Below are 17,096 nucleotides of genomic sequence, written 5' to 3' on the forward strand. Positions count from 1 at the left end.
GCTAGCGAGGTCTACCGGCGCCGCCGGTAATGTTCTGCGTGTCGGTTACGATTCCGTCGAAACCCGGCGACGACGCATCAGGACCGCGCCGAGCAGCAGCATCAGCAGGCCACCGGCCAGCCACGGGGTGGTGTCGACTCCGGTGTCAGCGAGTCCGGCCGCCGTGGTCGTGACCCGTGGCGCCGGCGTCGGTGTGGTCGTCGGAACGACCGACCCCGGCTGGGGAGCCGCGGTCGGCGGCGCCGTCGTCGGCGGCGTGGTCGGCTCCATTGCCGCGGCGACCATCAGCGGCACGCGCACGACGGTGCCGGATTCAAGGGCGGTCAGCGTGATCTCGCTGCTGGCCGCTGCATCGGCGGGCACGGTGACGGTGACCGTCGCGGCGCCGTTGGCGTCGACGGATACCGGAGCGAAGACCGTGCTGCTGCCACCCCAGGTCACCGCGAGCGCGGTGTTCTTCGGTGCGCCGAGCGAGGTGAGGTTGAGCTGCGACACGACAAAGCTCACCGAGTCGCCGCGCTTCACTTCCGTGGCCGGCACACCGGTCACGGACGCCTGGCGCGCCGCGAACGACGGCGACAGCGGGCTCTTGGCCGTGATGTAGGAGATCCAGGCGTCCCGGTCGACGAGACCGGAGTCGCGGGTGCCGGTGCCCTCGGTGAAGATGCGGAAGTTGTCGCCGCCGGTGAGCAGGAAGTTGAACGAGCCGATCCGGTAGCCGCGGGCCGGGTCGATGGGTGCGCCATCGATCCAGATGCCGGTGATCCGGTCGCCCTGGGCGCGGGTCGCGTCGAACGTGTAGTTCACGTTGTCGGAGAGTCCCAGCTGCAGGTACGGGCGGCTGGGCACGGCGCCCTTGCTGTCGAGCTGCCACTGCTGTTCGAGGGCGACCTTGAACTGCGCCCCGGTGAGGGTGGTGGTCCACAGGTTGTTCAGGAACGGCAGGACGGCGTTGGCTTCCGAGAAGCTGATGTCGGAGTCCGGTGTGGTGGTGAGCTCGGCGCGCATGCCGCCGGGGTTGACGATGCCGATCTCGGCGCCGCCCTTGGCCGGGTCGGCCAGGGACTCGCGCAGGGAGTTGGCGACCAGGGTACCCATGGTCGACGGTGCGGCACGGTCTTCGACCACGGGGTTGGCCCCGCCGATGGAGGCGCGGCTGATGGGGGCGGTAAGAGAGCCGACCTTCACGTTTCCGGTGACGGCCGCCTGGGCCAGCGCCGCATCCGTGATGGACTTGACCGCGGCGACCCGCGGGAACGCGCTCACCAGATCGGCGTCAGCCGTTGTGCTGCGCTTGACGTTCTGGTTGAGGACCGTGGTGGTGGCTTTGGTGACGGAGTCGTAGCTGAGCACGACCTGGCCGATGTTCTCGCCGTAGCTGCCGGTCTGCAGGACCGGGCGGGTCACGCCCGTCGCCGCGCCGGGCACCTGGGCGTTCCAGGCGTAGAGCTTGTGGGTGTGGCCGGTGAAGATGGCATCCACGGCCGGCGACGTCTCGGTGACGATCTTGGCGAAGGCGCTGTCGGTGAGGGCGAGTTCCTGCTCGAGGGTGGCGTTCTCCACGGTTCCGGCGCCGGCGCCCTCGTGGTATTCGGCGATGATGACGTCGGCCTCGCCGTTGGCGGGGTCGCCGTCGGTGAGCTGGCCGGCAACGCGGTTGACCGCGTCAACGGGGTCGCCGAAGCTGACCGAGGAGATGCCGTTGGGCGAGACCAGGGTCGGGGTCTCCTCGGTCACGGTGCCGATGACGGCGACCGTGACGCCCTGCACGACCTGGAGCGAGTATTCCTTGAGGGCGGGCGTCTGGGTTCCGGCCTGGTAGACGTTGGCGCCGAGGTAGTCGAAGTCGGCTTCGTCGGTGACCCGGCCGGTGAGGTCGGCCATGCCCTGGTCGAACTCGTGGTTGCCGACCGCCGAGGCGGACAGCTCGAGGGCGTTGAGTACGTCGAGGGTCGGGGTGTCCTTCTGCGAGGCGGATGCGTAGAGCGAGGCGCCGATGTTGTCCCCGTCGGAGAGGAACAGGGTGCTGTCCGGGAACTGGGCGCGGAGGGTTTCCACGGTTCCGGCGAATTTCACGGTGTTCGCGTCGATCCGCCCATGGAAGTCGTTGATGTTCAGCAGGTTGAGCTGCACCGGGAGCGGGGCCGCGAAGGCCGGGACGGCGACGACGGGAGCGCCCACCAGGCACGCTCCGATCACTGCAGCGAAGGCCAGCCGGAGCGGGCGGGACGGGTTGAGCGACATTGTTCTCCTCAAGGGACGTACCGTGTGGTGACGGGGATTCAGGTGAAGGGGCCGGTGGTGCCGCGCGCGAGTCGACGACGACACCTGACGGTCAGTGCTGTGGGGGCAGCCTAACGACGCCGGATGTCCGGTGGGTTACGGCCGGGCAACATGCTCAGATGAGCAGGAAACAGCCGACCAGACCAACTTCTGAGCAGTGGTGAGCGGGCGTCCCCCGGCTGGGGGACGCCCGCTCTGCGCGGAGTGCGGTTAGGCGCCCGGCAGGGTGGAGCGGCGACGACGGGCGAGCAACACGCCGAGCAGCAGCAGGAGCAGGGCCCCGGCGAGTGCCGGCGCGCTTTCGATGCCGGTGCTGGCGAGCGTGCCGGTCGCCGCAGAACCGGCGGCGACGACCGTGATCTCGGTCCAGCCGATGACCGCGCCCGCGGCATCCTGCAGGATGATGCGGTGCGTGCCCGCGGCCAGGTCGGTCGGCAGCGCCGTGGTCACGGTGCCCGCGGCACTGGCCTGCAGCCAACCGCCGAGGTTGACCGGGGTGGAGCGCACCCAGGCCGACACGATCTCACCGGCGTGCGGGGTGCCGGCCGTGATGGTGATCGCCGACCCCGCCGTGTAGCGCGACGCGTTGGTGCTGATCTTGTCGCGGAGCGCGGCGGTGAGGGCGCTCTCCGGTGCCGCGGTCGGGGCCGCTGCCGGCACCGTGGTTGCCGGAACAGTGGGCACCGTCGTCGGGACCGGGGTCGGCGCCGTCGTCGGGACCGGGGTGGGCGCCGTCGTCGGGACCGGGCTCGGTTCGGTCGTCGGGACCGGCGTGGGTCCCGTTGTCGGAACCGGGGTCGGCTCGGTCGTCGGGGTGGCCAGGTTCAGGCCCAGGATCGCGGGGTCGTGGTCGGAGGACCTGTAGGCGTCCGCGACGTAGAAGTCGGTGACGTTGGCGTTGTAGCGGCTGTATTCCAGTGCCACGGATTCGACCGAGTTGATGTTCCAGACATCCACATCGGTCACGACGGCATCCGCTTCGGGCGAGGCGAAGACGTGGTCGAGCGACCCGACCGACCCGCCGAACGCGTAGGTGTACTCACCGCTCTTGGCTTCCTGGTTCAGGTAGCCGGCGTCGGTGATCACCTTGATCGGGTCTTCCTGGTCGTAGGCGTTGAAGTCGCCGGTGAGGAAGACCCTGTCGATGCCGGACTGTGCCGACATCGTGTCGGCGAACGCGACCAGGGCGGTGGCCTGGTTGACGCGGGAGGCGTTCGAGGCGCCCTGGCCGTCGCCCATGTCGGCGTCGACGCCGGTGCCGGACCCCTTGGACTTGAAGTGGTTGACGATGGTGAGGAAGCGGCTGCCGGTGTCGCCGACCAGCTGGAAGGCCTGGGCGAGCGGCTGGCGGGCGTTGCTGAACGCTGCGGAGCCGGTGAGGATCGTGGAGCCGCCCACGGTTTCGACAGTCTTCTTCTGGTAGATGAAGGCGGTGCGGATGACGTCTTCATTGGCCGGCAGCGCGGCCGGGGACGGCACGAACGCCCAGGCATCCTGGCCGAGGTCGGCGTTCAACGCGGCGACCAGGGTGGCCAGCGCGGTGTCACGGTCGACGCCGAACACTGCCGAATTCTCGATCTCTTCGAGCGAGATGACCTGGGCGTCGAGGGCGTTGATGGCCGCGACGATCTTGGCCTGCTGGCGCAGGAAGTTCGCCTGGTCGGCCGCGCCGCGGGCGTCGCAGCCGCCGCTGACGGTGGTCTTGGCGCCGGCACGGTCGGTGTAGTACTGGCAGCCGGTGAGAGTGTCGCCGGTGGTGGAGAAGTAGTTCAGCACGTTGAAGGTGCCCAGGCGGATGTCCCCGCCCACCTTCTCCGGTGCCACGCTGCGGGTGTTCTCGAAGGTGGCCGGCTGCACGCTGGCGGCGTTGTCGGGCACCAGGGCTTCGCGCGGCTGCAGCTTCCAGGCGCTGTTGCGGTAGTCCAGGATCATCGGCTTGGTGAAGGTGACCGCGGCGCCGATCCGCACCGGGGCGGTGGTCGAGAGGTACGGCACCGGCTTGCCCTGGTTGGACGAGCTGAGGTAGTTGGTGCTCGCGCCGTCGTCGAGGGTGATCGCCCGCGCGGCGTTGGCGGCAATGGCGGCCGTGTATCCGGCGCTGCCGGGGCGGTCAGTGACGGTGGGGTTCACCAGGGGCGTGGTGCCGGCGGCGAGGCCGATCTCGGCGTACTGGTTGGTGGTGTAGTTGTTCGTCACCGTGAAGTCGCCCGCGGGAGCGACGAGCATGCCCTCGAGCCGTTCCCGGTCGGCGTCGGTGGCCGGCATCCGGAGTTCGGTGGCGATCGGAGCGGTGATTCCGGTGCCGTCGAGCTGGGCGATGTCGCCGAGAGCGGTGACGGTCAGCTGGGTGAGCCCGTAGTACTCGCTGACGGCGCCGGTGACGCTCACGTAGTCGCCGATGGCCACGGTGCCGGCGAGGGTCTTGGTGTAGACGAAGATGCCATTCGAGGCCGCATCGGCGGACCCGCCGGTGCCGGGGGTCTGCAGGTAGAAGCCCGCGAATCCGCCGGTGGGGTAGGCGGCGGTGACAACGCCGACGGTCTTCACGGTGGTGCCGGCGAGGGGGCTGGCATCCGCGGTGCCCTGGATGGCGCTGATCGCGGTGGTGTCGGTCGGCGGTGCCGTGGTGGGAGTCGGGGTCGGCGTATCCGTCGGAACCGGGGTGGGTGTTCCGCCGGTCGAGCCGGCGGAACCGGTCGGGGTGATCGTGGCCGACAGGCTGATGTCCGTGGCGTTGTTGTCGGTGTCGGCGGCGTTGCTGCGGTTGAGTGACCTGACGTCCGTATTGGAGCTCGGCGCCGGCGCGACGGCGCCTTCGAAGGTGAGGGAGGCCCCGTAGCCGAGCAGGTCGATCACCGTCGGGTTGCCGGCGGCGTCGCCGGCCTCGAGGCTGAGCGGAGCGGTGGAGTTGGCCAGGATCAGGGTCCCGGTGGTGCCGCTCGGGTTGAGTGTGGACGTCTGGTCGGGGGTGGGCAGCGCCGCGCCGTTCGCGCCGTTCGCATTCGACCCGCCGGAGATGAGGTAGTACCCGTTGGCCGGGATCGTCCCGGTGAGGGCGACGACGCTGGGGGCGTCCGCGACGGTGCCGGTGGCCTTGCGGTACTGCAGCGACCAGGCGGAGAGGTCGATCGGAGCGCTGGTGGGGTTGTACAGCTCGATGAATTTGGTCGTGAACGCGGCGCCGGCGCTACCGCCGCTGAGGTAGGCCTCGTTGATGACGACGCCGGTGCCGGCGGTGTTGGCCTGGGCGGGGAACGCCACGACCGGGGCGACGGCGAGGCACGCGCCGATCAGCGAAGCGAGGGCCAGCCTAAGCGGGCGGGGTGGGGCGAGCGACATGGAGTCTCCTGGGTGGGTGCGATGAACTTCTCTGGCGGAACAGGGTGCAGGGCAGGGCAGGGTGGAGCTCGGGTTTTGGGCACGTCGAACGTGCGAGTGGGCACGCCACGAACCCCGCGGGGCGGGTGGCGCACGAACCGTGCAGGTCGGCCGGAGTGCTTTGGGGGCAGCCTAACGACCGTCTATGTCCGGTTGGTTACGGCGCAGACAACATGCTCAGATGAGCACGGAAATGCCGGCGGCGCCCACATCTGAGCGGGCCGGGTCGGCTCAGACCAGGCGCTTGAGCATCCGGGTGTTGCCGAGGGTGTTGGGCTTGACGCGGGCGAGGTCGAGGAACTCCGCGACGCCCTCGTCCGGTGAGCGCACCAGCTCGGCGTAGATGGCGGGGTCCACGGTTTCGGTGCCCATGTCGACGAACCCGTGCCGGGTGAAGAAGTCCACCTCGAAGGTGAGGCAGAACAGGCGGGTCAGGCCCAGCTCCCGGGCATCCGCTTCGAGGCGGCCGATGAGCGCGTGCCCGACGCCGTGCCCGAGCCAGTCTTCCGACACGGCGAGAGTGCGTACCTCGCCGAGGTCCTCCCACATCACGTGCAGGGCGCCGCAGCCGACGAGGTTCCCGTCCAGGTCCTCGACCACCCGGAACTCCTGCACGGCCTCGTAGAAGACCACGCGGTCCTTGCCGAGCAGGATGCGCTGCTGCACGAGCGGTTCGACGAGTGTCTGGATGAGCGGCACATCGCGGGTCTGCGCCCGGCGCACGATGAACTCCTGGTGTGTCACGTCCGCCCGCTCTCCTGGCCGCCGAAGCCGCCGATTCTGTTCCGCCGAAAGCCCAAGTCTAGGGGCGCACGACAAACGGCCCGGCGGGAGTCCGCCGGGCCGTTCGTGGAATGCTGGTTGGTGCCTACTCGCTGGTGATGGCCAGGTCGGGCGTGCCCGGTCCGGTGCCGACACCCGCGGCGGTGTTGATGCCCACCGAGACGGCCTCGTTACGGTTCGTCGTGGTGAACACGTACTCCCCGTCGACGAAGTCCACGTGCACGTGGTCGCCGGCGTTCAGTTCGCCGTGCAGGATCTTCTCGCTCAGACGGTCCTCCACCTCGCGCTGGATCGCGCGGCGCAACGGCCGGGCGCCGAGTGCGGGGTCGAAGCCCACCTCGATGAGGTGCTCCTTGACCGCCAGGGTGAGGTCGATGGTCATGTCACGGTCGAGCAGGCGGTCGCCCAGGCGCTTGATGAACAGGTCCACGATCTGCAGCAGTTCCGGCTTGGACAGCTGCGGGAAGACGATGATCTCGTCGACGCGGTTGAGGAACTCGGGCTTGAAGTGCTTCTTCAGCTCTTCGTTCACCTTTCCGCGCATCCGGTCGTAGCTGGTGGCCGTGTCGCCCTCGAGCTGGAAACCGACGGGCGAGCCGCTGATGTCCCTGGTACCGAGGTTGGTGGTCATGATGATGACGGTGTTCTTGAAGTCGATCACGCGACCCTGGCCATCCGTCAACCGGCCCTCTTCCAGAATCTGGAGAAGCGAGTTGAAGATGTCGGGGTGGGCCTTCTCGATCTCGTCGAACAGCACCACGGAGAACGGCTTGCGGCGCACCTTCTCGGTGAGCTGGCCGCCCTCTTCGAAGCCGACGAACCCGGGAGGGGCACCGAACAGGCGCGAGACGGTGTGCTTCTCGCCGTACTCGCTCATGTCCAGCGAGATCATGGCGGCCTCGTCGTCGAAGAGGAACTCCGCGAGCGCCTTGGCCAGCTCGGTCTTGCCGACGCCGGTGGGGCCGGCGAAGATGAACGAACCGCTCGGACGCTTCGGGTCCTTCAGGCCCGCACGCGTGCGGCGAATGGTCTTGGCGAGCGCCGAGATGGCCTCTTCCTGACCGATGACGCGCTGGTGCAGTGCCTTCTCCATGAAGACGAGCCGCGAGGACTCCTCCTCGGTGAGCTTGAACACGGGGATGCCGGTGGCCTGCGCCAGGACCTCGGCGATCAGGCCCTCGTCGACCACAGCGGTGGTCTTGACGTCGCCGGACTTCCACTTCTTCTCCAGGCGCAGACGCTCGCCGAGGAGGTTCTTCTCCTCGTCGCGCAGGCCCGCGGCCTTCTCGAAGTCCTGGTCCTCGATCGCGGTCTCCTTGGCGGCACGGACCACGGCGATCTTCTCGTCGAATTCGCGCAGCTCCGGCGGGCTGGACAGGATCGACAGTCGCAGGCGTGCGCCGGCCTCGTCGATCAGGTCGATGGCCTTGTCCGGCAGGAAGCGGTCGGAGACGTAGCGGTCGGCGAGGTTGGCCGCGGCCACGAGCGCGCCATCGGTGATGGAGACCTTGTGGTGCGCCTCGTAGCGGTCGCGCAGGCCCTTGAGGATGTTGATGGTGTGCGGCAGCGACGGCTCGTTCACCTGGATGGGCTGGAAGCGGCGCTCGAGCGCGGCATCCTTCTCGAAGTGCTTGCGGTACTCATCCAGCGTGGTGGCACCGATGGTCTGCAGCTCACCGCGGGCCAGCAGGGGCTTGAGGATCGAGGCCGCGTCGATGGCGCCCTCGGCGGCACCGGCTCCGACGAGGGTGTGGATCTCGTCGATGAACACGATGATGTCGCCGCGGGTGCGGATCTCCTTGGTGACCTTCTTCAGGCGTTCTTCGAAGTCACCGCGGTAGCGGCTGCCGGCGATGAGCGAGCCGAGGTCGAGCGAGTAGAGCTGCTTGTCCTTCAGCGTCTCGGGCACATCGCCCTTGACGATCGCCTGGGCGAGGCCCTCAACGACGGCAGTCTTGCCGACGCCGGGTTCACCGATCAGCACGGGGTTGTTCTTGGAGCGGCGGGAGAGGATCTGCATGACCCGCTCGATCTCCTTCTCGCGCCCGATGACCGGGTCGAGTTTGTTGTCGCGCGCCGCCTGGGTGAGGTTGCGCCCGAACTGGTCGAGAATCTGGCTGCCCGCGGGGTTGGCCGCGGTCTCGTTCGCACCCACCTGCACCTGCTCCTTCCCCTGGTAGCCGGAAAGGAGCTGGATGACCTGCTGGCGCACCCGGTTGAGGTCGGCGCCGAGCTTGACCAGCACCTGGGCGGCAACGCCCTCGCCCTCGCGGATGAGCCCGAGCAGGATGTGCTCGGTTCCGATGTAGTTGTGGCCGAGCTGCAGGGCTTCGCGCAGGCTCAGCTCGAGGACCTTCTTGGCGCGCGGCGTGAACGGGATGTGCCCGGTCGGCTGCTGCTGACCCTGGCCGATGATGTCCTGCACCTGTTCGCGCACGGCATCCAGCGAGATGCCGAGGCTCTCCAGGGCCTTGGCGGCCACGCCTTCACCCTCGTGGATGAGCCCGAGCAGAATGTGCTCGGTTCCGATGTAGTTGTGGTTGAGCATCTTGGCCTCTTCCTGGGCCAGGACGACGACACGACGAGCTCGGTCGGTAAATCTCTCAAACATATGAACACTCCCTTGGCGCCAGGGCGGTTATGGCACCGATACAACGAGAGTAACCAGCGCAGCCCCGGATGCGTGCCTCTGTTCGCCGTGGGCGTGACGGATGTGACTCGTCGTGCAACATTCGGCCGGAGGGACCTTGCGCGACCCAACGATAATCGATAGGTTCATCGGGACCACATATCGACAATCGTTAGGGACCACGATGACACCCACACCATCCGCCACGGCAGACCGGGACGCCCGCCTCGAACGCCAACTCGGCCGGGTGCTCACCTGGATGGTGCTGGCCGGCGCGGTGGTCTTCGGAGCCCTCTCGGTCGGGATCGGTGCCTTCTCCCTGATCGACCAGCTGATCAGGGATCGGTTCGCCGTGACCCTGCTGGTGGATGTCCCGCTGCCGGCCGCGGCATCGGCCGGCACTGCCCACCTCGCCGACGGCGCCTTCAACACCGCGCAGGTCACCGTCTCCGGTCTCAGCACCCTCCCCCGGTTCCTGCTCACCCTCGAGGGCGCAACCGCCCTGGTGACCGGCCTGCTGGTCTCGGTCACGATCGCCTACTTCTGCTGGAGCGTGCTGCGCCGGCGCCCGTTCAGCCGCCCGGTCTTCTGGCTCGTCGCCCTGGTGGGTTACGCGCTCCTCCTCGGCACCGTGCTCGGCCAGGGCTTCGGCGGGCTGGGCCGCATGATGGCGGCCGGCGAGCTCAGCGCCAGCCCCATCGACGGGTTCTGGCCGGCGGCCGCCCACATCGACCCCGCCCCCGCCGTGACGGGACTGGTGCTCCTCGTCGCGGCCGGCGCCATCCGCCTCGGTCAGCGTTTACAGCAGGACACCGTGGGGCTGGTCTGATGGTGCCGGACGAGGAGGCAACGGGCATCCACTGCCGGCTCGACGAGTTGCTGCTCGACCGCGGGATGACTCTCACTCGGCTCAGCGAGCTGGTCGGGATCAGCGTGGTCAATCTGTCAGTTCTCAAGAACGACCGGGCCCGGGCCATCCGGTATTCGACCCTGGCCGCGGTCTGTGTCGCCCTGGACTGTGAGGTCGGCGAGCTCCTCGTGCGCGCCGACTGAACCCGACCGTCCGCGTGGTGCCCTTGCGAGGGCACCCGACTGCGCAAATACTGTCACCACTCAGGCTCCACGATTTCGCGACCTGCACCGGCAGGCGAAAGGCGGCGGCACATGGACGGCACCCCGAACCTCGCCAAACCGGCTCGCTCGAACGGCTCCGATCCCGCCGCCGAGATCGCCCGGCTCTCCGCCGAGAACGCCCGGCTGCGCGGACAGCTCGGCCCTGTCGCCGAACACCGCGCGTCCGCCAGGTGGCGGGCGTTTTTCGCGGCGCTGCTCATCACCATCGGGGTGCTCCTGGCCCCGGTGAGCGTGGTGGCGTACTGGACCAAGGGCTACGTCAATGACACCGACAGGTTCGTCGCGTCGCTCGCCCCGCTCGCCGACGACCCCGCGGTGCAGGCGTACCTGGTTGACGAGATCGTCACCGTGGTCAACGACAACGTCGACATCAGCGGCATCACCAAGGACCTCTTCGACGGGCTGGCCAACCTCGACCTCCCGCAGACGGCCAAGGACGCCCTGGGGCTACTGGAACAGCCCGCGACGCAGGGAGTGCAGAGCCTGATCCGCTCCGCCGCCACCAACATCGTCGCCTCGGATGCCTTCGCCCAGCTCTGGGAGCAGGCGCTGCGGACCAGCCAAACCCAGGTCATCGCGGCGCTGGAGGGTGACACCTCCACGGCGCTGGTGATCAGCGACACCGGCGAGCTCGGCATCCAGCTCGGGCCGATCATCGAAGAAGTGAAGAAGGAACTGGTCAACCGGGGCTTTGCTCTGGCGCAGAACATCCCCGAGGTCGATCGCACCATCGTGGTGGCCCAGTCCGACTCCCTCGTGCAGGCGCGCACCGGTTATCAGCTGCTGAACGTGCTCGGTTTCATCCTGCCGCTGGTGAGCCTGGGCCTGATCGTCCTCGGCGTGCTGGTGGCCAAACGACGCTCACGCACCATGATCTGGGCCGGAGTCGCCCTGGCCCTGTCCATGGCCCTGCTCGCCGCCGGGATCGCGGTGGGCCGGATCCTCTTCATCAGCGCCCTGTCGCCGACATACCTCCCCAACAACGTGGCCCAGGCGCTCTATGACGCCGTGGTGCCGTTCATCAACACCACGGCCCTGTCGGTGGGGCTGGTCGGCTTCACCGTGGCCGTGGTGGCGTACCTGGCCGGGCCGTTCCGCGGGTCGACGATCGTGCGGCGGGCCACCATCGGCACGGCCGCGCGGCTCCGGGCGGCGGCGACGAACGCCGGGGTCACGACGGGCCGCTTCGGGGACTTCCTGTATCACTACCGGCGTCTGGCCCACGTGCTGATCGGGCTGGCTGCCGCCGCGGTCGCGATCTTCTGGCGGCCCCTTGCCGTACCGGTGATCATCTGGACGGCAGTCCTCGCGCTGATCGCCGTGCTGCTCGTCGAGCTGCTGCAGCGCCCGCCGGTCGCCCCCGGGGTTCCGCCGGTCCCCGGGACCACGCCGGGCACGTCTCCAGGGCCGCGGCCCCCGACGGCGGCGGCCGGCACCGAACCGGTCAACTCCACCCTCCCCTTGCCGCCGGCGGACCCCGACGATCTGCGCGGGCAGACCGGCCCGACCGAGCCCCTCGAACCGCTCCGCACCCCGGCACGCCCGGATTAGGCTCGCAGTGTGAGCAACCTCGAAACCGAACCTGCCGAACTCGTCTGCGACTCCAGCACTACCGCCGAGGCCGGCGTCGTCATCCTGCAACCGCGGGACGTTCCCCTGGGCGGCGTGCGCGCGATGGGTGTGCGTCGCACGCTCCCCCAGCGCGCACGAAGCCTGATCGGCGCCTGGTGCTTCGTGGATCACTACGGCCCCGACGACGTGTCGGTCACCGGCGGGATGGTGGTGCCGCCGCATCCGCACACCGGGTTGCAGACGGCGAGCTGGCTGTTCGCCGGCGAGGTCGAGCATCGCGACAGCGTCGGCAGCCTCGCCCTGGTGCGGCCGGGCGAGCTGAACCTGATGACAGCGGGCGCCGGCATCAGCCACTCGGAGGTGTCCACGCCCGACACTACCGCGCTGCACGGGGTGCAGCTGTGGATTGCCCTGCCCGAGCTCACCCGGCACCAGGCGCCGCACTTCGAGAACCACGTCATCACGCCCGTCGTACAGAGCGGGGTCACCCTGCACGTGTTCCTGGGCACCCTGGCCGGGCAGACCGCCGTCGCCACCGGTGACACCCCGTTGGTCGGCGCGCAGATCGACCTTCCGGTGGGGTCGTCGATCGACCTCGACGTCGAGAGCTCCTTCGAACATGGGGTGCTCGTCGACGCCGGCACTGTGCGGTTCGCCGGCACCACGGTTCAGCGGAACGAGTTGGGCGTCGCCCTGCCCGGTCGCACGGGCATCCGTCTGGAGAACACCGGCGACGGGCCGGCCCGGGTGCTGCTGCTGGGCGGCGAGCCGCTCGGCGAGCAGATCGTGATGTGGTGGAACTTCATCGGCCGCAGCCACGAGGAGATCATGGCCTGGCGGGCCCAGTGGCAGGCGGAGGTGATCGACGGCACGGATACCGCCGGCCGGTTCGGCGATGTCGCGTACCACGGTGCGCCGCTGCCAGCGCCGATGCTGCCCACCGTGCGGCTCAAGCCCCGCCGCTGAACCGCCGCTGAACTGGGGTTCGCCCGCCGCGGTTACTGCACGGCTGAGGTCAGCCTGGCGAGGTTGTCGAGGATCGTGGAGCGCAACGGCTGCGTCATCCACTCCTCGAGGGTGAGCTCGCGGCTGTCGGCCCGGTAGCCGTCCTCCACCGCCCGCAGCGCCTGCACGAACGAGGCCCCGCGCACCATCAGGGACACCTCGAAGTTGAGGCTGAAGGAGCGCATGTCCATGTTGCTCGAGCCGATCACGGCCACGTCGTCGTCGATGGTGAAGTGCTTGGCGTGCAGAACGTACGGCGCCTTGTACATGTAGATCTTCACGCCCGCCCGCAGCAGTTCCTCGTAGTAGGAGCGTTGTGCGTGGTAGACGAGGGCCTGGTCGCCGATCTCGGAGACGAAGAGCTCCACGTGCAGGCCGCGCTGAACGGCCGTCGTGACCGCGTACATGATCGACTCGTCCGGCACGAAGTATGGGCTGGTGATCACGATGCGTTCCTGGGCGTAATAGAGCAGCGCGAGGAACAGGCGTAGGTTGTTCTCGCCCTCGAAACCGGGCCCGCTGGGCACGACCTGGCAGTCGATGGCATCCGAGATGTCCTCGGGGTGCACAGGCTCGATGTCGCGGGTGAGGAGCTCGTTGGTCTCGCTGTACCAGTCGGTGATGAAGATCGCGTTGAGGCCGGAGACGATGGGACCCTCGAGCCGCACCATCAGGTCTTTCCACTTGAGGCCGCGGCGGATGTTGCGCTTCATGTTGTACGTGCGGTCGATCACGTTCTGCGACCCCATGAAGCCGATCCGGCCGTCGACGATCACCAGCTTGCGGTGATTGCGCAGGTCGGGCCGCTGCCACTGGCCCTTGAACGGCTGCAACGGCAGCATCAGCTGCCACTGCACCCCGGATTCGGTGAGCCGTTTCTTGGTCTGGGCGAAGCCCGGCTTCCGCATCGACTGGATGTGGTCCATCAGCACGCGCACCGTCACGCCGCGCTTGACCGCGTTTTCCAGAGCGTCGAAGAAGGGCGTGGTAGTGGGGTCGAGGGAGAGGATGTAGAACTCGACATGCACGTACTTCCTGGCCTTGTCGATGTCGGCGACCATCGCGGCGAGGGTCTCCTCGTAGTTGCCGTGCAGCCGCGCCCGGTTGTCGCCGACGAGAGGCATCGAGCCGAGATTGCGGTTGAGCGCGACCACGGATTCGAGCCACGCCGGCCACGGGTGGTCGCGTTGCACACGTTCCATGCCGGCGGTGCTGTCGAGGATGAACTGGTTGATCTCGGCCTGCATCTCCACCCGGCGTTTGGGCAGGGTGCGGTAACCGATCAGCAGGAAGAGCAGGAAGCCGAAGTAGGGAATCAGGAAGATCGCCAGCAACCACGCCATGCCGGAGGTCGGCCGGCGGTTGCGCGGCACGACGATGATCGCGATCACGCGGATGGCGAAGTCAACAAGAAATGCCACCACGAGAAGGATGGTGGATAGGTCAATACCGAACACAGTTAGCCGGCCGGTTTGTCGAGGCCGAGTCTGGCCCGTTCCTCGGCTTCGACCCGCGCGTAGGCGTTTCGTTCGGTGCGGTCGGAACGGATGATGGCGCGCATGATGATCCAGAAGATCACGCCGACCAAAACCGTGGGCGCGAGCGAGTACAAAGCGTTGGCCCAGAAGTCATCCATAGTGCCTTCAGCCTACGCGATCTCGCCGCGCCCCCCGCCGGGTTATTTGGTGAGGATGCCGAAGATGCCGGAACCGAGCAGGTACAGGCCCACGCCGCCCACCACGATCCAGATCATGATCCGGTTCGTCGACGGGCCCTTCTTCTTGCCGTCGTCATCCGGCTTCAGCTCGTCCTTGGGCAGAAAAGTCATCATGCGGGTTACTTTACCAACGGGAACAGAATGGTCTCCCGGATACCGAGGCCGGTAAGGGCCATCAACAGCCGGTCGATGCCCATTCCCATGCCGCCGGTGGGCGGCATGCCGTGCTCGAGGGCCCGCAGGAACTCCTCGTCCAGGCGCATCGCCTCCGGGTCGCCGCCGGCGGCGAGCCGGGCCTGCTCCACGAAGCGTTCGCGCTGCACGACGGGGTCGACGAGCTCGGAGTAGCCGGTGGCCAGTTCGAAGCCGCGGATGTAGAGGTCCCACTTCTCCACGACGCCGTCGATCGAGCGGTGGCCGCGCACCAGCGGACTGGTGTCCACCGGGAAGTCGAGCACGAAGGTGGGCCGCACCAGGTCACCCTTGACGAAGTGCTCCCAGAGCTCCTCGACGTACTTGCCGTGGATGGGGTGGTCGACCTCGACGCCCTCGGCGGCGGCGAGGGCCTGCAGTTCGGCCAGCGGGGTTGCCGGGCTGATGGTGCGGCCCACGGCGGCGGAGAGGCTGTCGTACATGCTGATGCGGTCCCACTGACCGCCCAGGTCGAATTCGGTGCCGTCGGCCCAGGTCACCACGTGGGAACCACCGGTGATGGCGGCGGCGGCATCCTGGATCAGGGTCTGGGTGAGCTCGGCGATGGTGGTGTAGTCGCCGTAGGCCTCGTAGGCCTCGAGCATCGCGAATTCGGGCGAGTGGGTGGAGTCGGCGCCCTCGTTGCGGAAGTTGCGGTTGATCTCGTAGACCCTGTCGATGCCGCCGACGACGGCGCGCTTGAGGAACAGCTCCGGGGCGATGCGCAGGAACAGTTCGGTGTCGAACGCGTTGCTGTGGGTGGAGAACGGCCGGGCAGAGGCGCCGCCGTGCAGAGTCTGCAGCATCGGCGTCTCGATTTCGAGGAAGCCGCGGGCGGTGAAGGTGGCGCGCAGGCTCGCCACGGCCTGGGAGCGCTGCACGACGGTGCGGCGGGCCTGCTCGCGGGCGATGAGATCGAGGTAGCGGCTGCGCACCCTGGTCTCCTCGCTGAGTTCGGAGTGCAGGTTGGGCAGCGGCAGCAGCGCCTTGGCGGCGATCTGCCACTCGGTGACCATCACGGACAGTTCGCCGCGGCGGGAGGAGATGACCTCACCGGCAACGAAGACGTGGTCGCCGAGGTCGACGAGGTCCTTCCAGGCGGCGAGCGACTCCTCGCCGACGGCGGCGAGCGAGACCATGGCCTGGATGCGGCTGCCGTCGCCGGACTGCAGGCTCGCGAAGCAGAGCTTGCCGGTGTTGCGCAGGTGCACCACACGGCCGGCCAGGCCCACGGTGTCGCCGGTGGCGGCGTCGGCTTCGAGCTCGCCGTACGTGGCGCGCACGGCCGGGATGGTGTGGGTGACGGGCACCGACACCGGGTAGGCGCCGCCGGCCGCGCTGGTCGCGGCCGCGTTCAGGCGGTCCCGCTTGGCCAGGCGCACGGCCTTCTGCTCGGTCAGTTCGGCCGCGGCCTGTGCGTCGTCGTGGCTGGTCGTGTCGCCGGGCACGGCGTCGGGGGTGGTGCTCATGCGGTTCTCCGTCGGTGGGCGTACACGGGCCAGGCCCGGCGCCCCGTTGAAAAGCGGTTAGGGGATGTCCAGTGAAATGTTGTCGATCAACCGGGTGCTGCCGACCACCGCGGCGACCAGCATCCTGGCCTGGCCGCGGTAGTCGTCGTCGACCGGCAGGAAGGTGTGCGGATGCACGACAACCAGATAGTCCAGTTTAACCAGAGGCGCGGCACCGATCACCGCGTGGGCGGCCACGATCGCGGCGGGAACCCCGGAGTGGGCGGCGGCCGCGGCGGCGGTCAGCCCCACGTACAGCGACCTGGCCGCGGTGCGGGCGGGCTCGTCGAGGTTGCGGTTGCGGCTCGAACGGGCCAGGCCATTGTCTTCCCGTACCGTGGGCACGACCTCGAGGCGCACCCGCAGGTTGAGGTCGGTGACCATCCGCTCCACCAGGAAGACCTGTTGGGCGTCCTTCTGGCCGAAGACGGCGATGTCGGGCTCGACGATGTTGAACAGCTTCGCCACCACGGTGAGCATGCCGTCGAAGTGGCCGGGCCTGGCGGCACCCTCGTAGAGGCCGCCGACCGCGCCGGCGGTCAGCCGGGTCGTCGAGGCGCCGTCCGGGTACATCTCGGAAGCGTGCGGAGCGAAGACGAACGCGGCGCCCTCCTCGGCCAGCGCCGCCACGTCGGTGTCGAGGGTGCGCGGGTAGGTGTCGAGGTCTTCGTTCACGCCGAACTGCAGCGGGTTGACGAACACCGACACGACCACGATGTCGCCGACGGCGACGGCACGCCGCACGAGCTCCAGGTGGCCGGCGTGCAAGGCGCCCATGGTGGGCACGAGCACAACGTGCGCATCGCCGCCCTTGGCCGCAGCGTTCTGCTTGGCGAGGCAGAGACGGTCGCGCAGCTCGTCTATCGTGTCAAGAACTTCTGGCTTGGTGAGCACG

General features: G+C 68.5%; 13 protein-coding genes. 4 read left to right on the forward strand and 9 right to left on the reverse strand.

From position 1 onward, the window contains the following. Positions 1-45 precede the first annotated feature (45 nt). From CXY76_RS15310 to CXY76_RS15325, 4 genes are all read right to left on the reverse strand, one after another. On the reverse strand, positions 46-2,244 hold the full coding sequence (locus CXY76_RS15310; RefSeq protein WP_104166026.1) for a 5'-nucleotidase C-terminal domain-containing protein: 2,199 nt from the start codon (positions 2,242-2,244) through the stop codon (positions 46-48). Positions 2,245-2,493: 249 nt separating this feature from the next. Beyond that, positions 2,494-5,622, reverse strand: a complete 3,129-nt coding sequence (locus CXY76_RS15315; protein ID WP_104166028.1) for an ExeM/NucH family extracellular endonuclease — start codon at positions 5,620-5,622, stop codon at positions 2,494-2,496. 270 nt (positions 5,623-5,892) lie between these two features. Then, complete coding sequence (locus CXY76_RS15320; RefSeq protein ID WP_104166030.1) at positions 5,893-6,405, reverse strand: amino-acid N-acetyltransferase; 513 nt, start codon at positions 6,403-6,405, stop codon at positions 5,893-5,895. A gap of 124 nt (positions 6,406-6,529) precedes the next feature. Beyond that, positions 6,530-9,055 (reverse strand): ATP-dependent Clp protease ATP-binding subunit, encoded by a 2,526-nt coding sequence (locus CXY76_RS15325; RefSeq protein ID WP_104166032.1) that lies wholly within the window; start codon positions 9,053-9,055, stop codon positions 6,530-6,532. Between the two features lie 202 nt (positions 9,056-9,257). Between CXY76_RS15325 and CXY76_RS15330 the strand changes: the two genes are divergently transcribed. The 4 genes from CXY76_RS15330 to CXY76_RS15345 all read left to right on the forward strand — a co-directional run bounded on the left by CXY76_RS15330 (position 9,258) and on the right by CXY76_RS15345 (position 12,745). Continuing rightward, positions 9,258-9,902 (forward strand): hypothetical protein, encoded by a 645-nt coding sequence (locus tag CXY76_RS15330; protein WP_104166034.1) that lies wholly within the window; start codon positions 9,258-9,260, stop codon positions 9,900-9,902. Further along, positions 9,902-10,126, forward strand: coding sequence for a helix-turn-helix transcriptional regulator (locus CXY76_RS15335; RefSeq protein ID WP_104166036.1), 225 nt, complete (start codon positions 9,902-9,904; stop codon positions 10,124-10,126). The genes CXY76_RS15330 and CXY76_RS15335 overlap by 1 nt, the downstream gene beginning before the upstream one ends. Before the next feature lie 111 nt (positions 10,127-10,237). After that, positions 10,238-11,758: a hypothetical protein gene (locus CXY76_RS15340; RefSeq protein ID WP_104166038.1), complete on the forward strand. Its 1,521-nt coding sequence runs from the start codon at positions 10,238-10,240 to the stop codon at positions 11,756-11,758. A 9-nt stretch (positions 11,759-11,767) separates the two neighbouring features. After that, on the forward strand, positions 11,768-12,745 hold the full coding sequence (locus CXY76_RS15345; protein ID WP_104166040.1) for a pirin family protein: 978 nt from the start codon (positions 11,768-11,770) through the stop codon (positions 12,743-12,745). Positions 12,746-12,777: 32 nt separating this feature from the next. Here CXY76_RS15345 and cls read toward each other — a convergent pair whose 3' ends face one another. Genes cls through panC form a run of 5 tightly spaced genes read right to left on the reverse strand, consistent with a single transcriptional unit; the run spans position 12,778 to position 17,095 of the window. Beyond that, a complete protein-coding gene (gene cls / locus CXY76_RS15350) occupies positions 12,778-14,232 on the reverse strand; it encodes a cardiolipin synthase (RefSeq protein ID WP_104166115.1) in 1,455 nt (484 codons plus the stop codon). Positions 14,233-14,243: 11 nt separating this feature from the next. Continuing rightward, on the reverse strand, positions 14,244-14,420 hold the full coding sequence (locus CXY76_RS19550; RefSeq protein WP_199190326.1) for a hypothetical protein: 177 nt from the start codon (positions 14,418-14,420) through the stop codon (positions 14,244-14,246). Positions 14,421-14,462: 42 nt separating this feature from the next. After that, positions 14,463-14,615, reverse strand: a complete 153-nt coding sequence (locus CXY76_RS19450; protein WP_158253923.1) for a hypothetical protein — start codon at positions 14,613-14,615, stop codon at positions 14,463-14,465. Positions 14,616-14,620: 5 nt separating this feature from the next. Beyond that, the gene (gene lysS, locus CXY76_RS15355) at positions 14,621-16,162 is read right to left on the reverse strand and encodes a lysine--tRNA ligase (protein WP_104166042.1); all 1,542 of its coding nucleotides are present in this window, start codon (positions 16,160-16,162) and stop codon (positions 14,621-14,623) included. 57 nt (positions 16,163-16,219) lie between these two features. Then, positions 16,220-17,095 (reverse strand): pantoate--beta-alanine ligase, encoded by an 876-nt coding sequence (gene panC / locus CXY76_RS15360; protein WP_369826160.1) that lies wholly within the window; start codon positions 17,093-17,095, stop codon positions 16,220-16,222. Position 17,096 lies beyond the last annotated feature (1 nt).

The sequence above is a fragment of the Cryobacterium sp. N22 genome, assembly GCF_002929555.1.
GTDB lineage: Bacteria > Actinomycetota > Actinomycetes > Actinomycetales > Microbacteriaceae > Cryobacterium.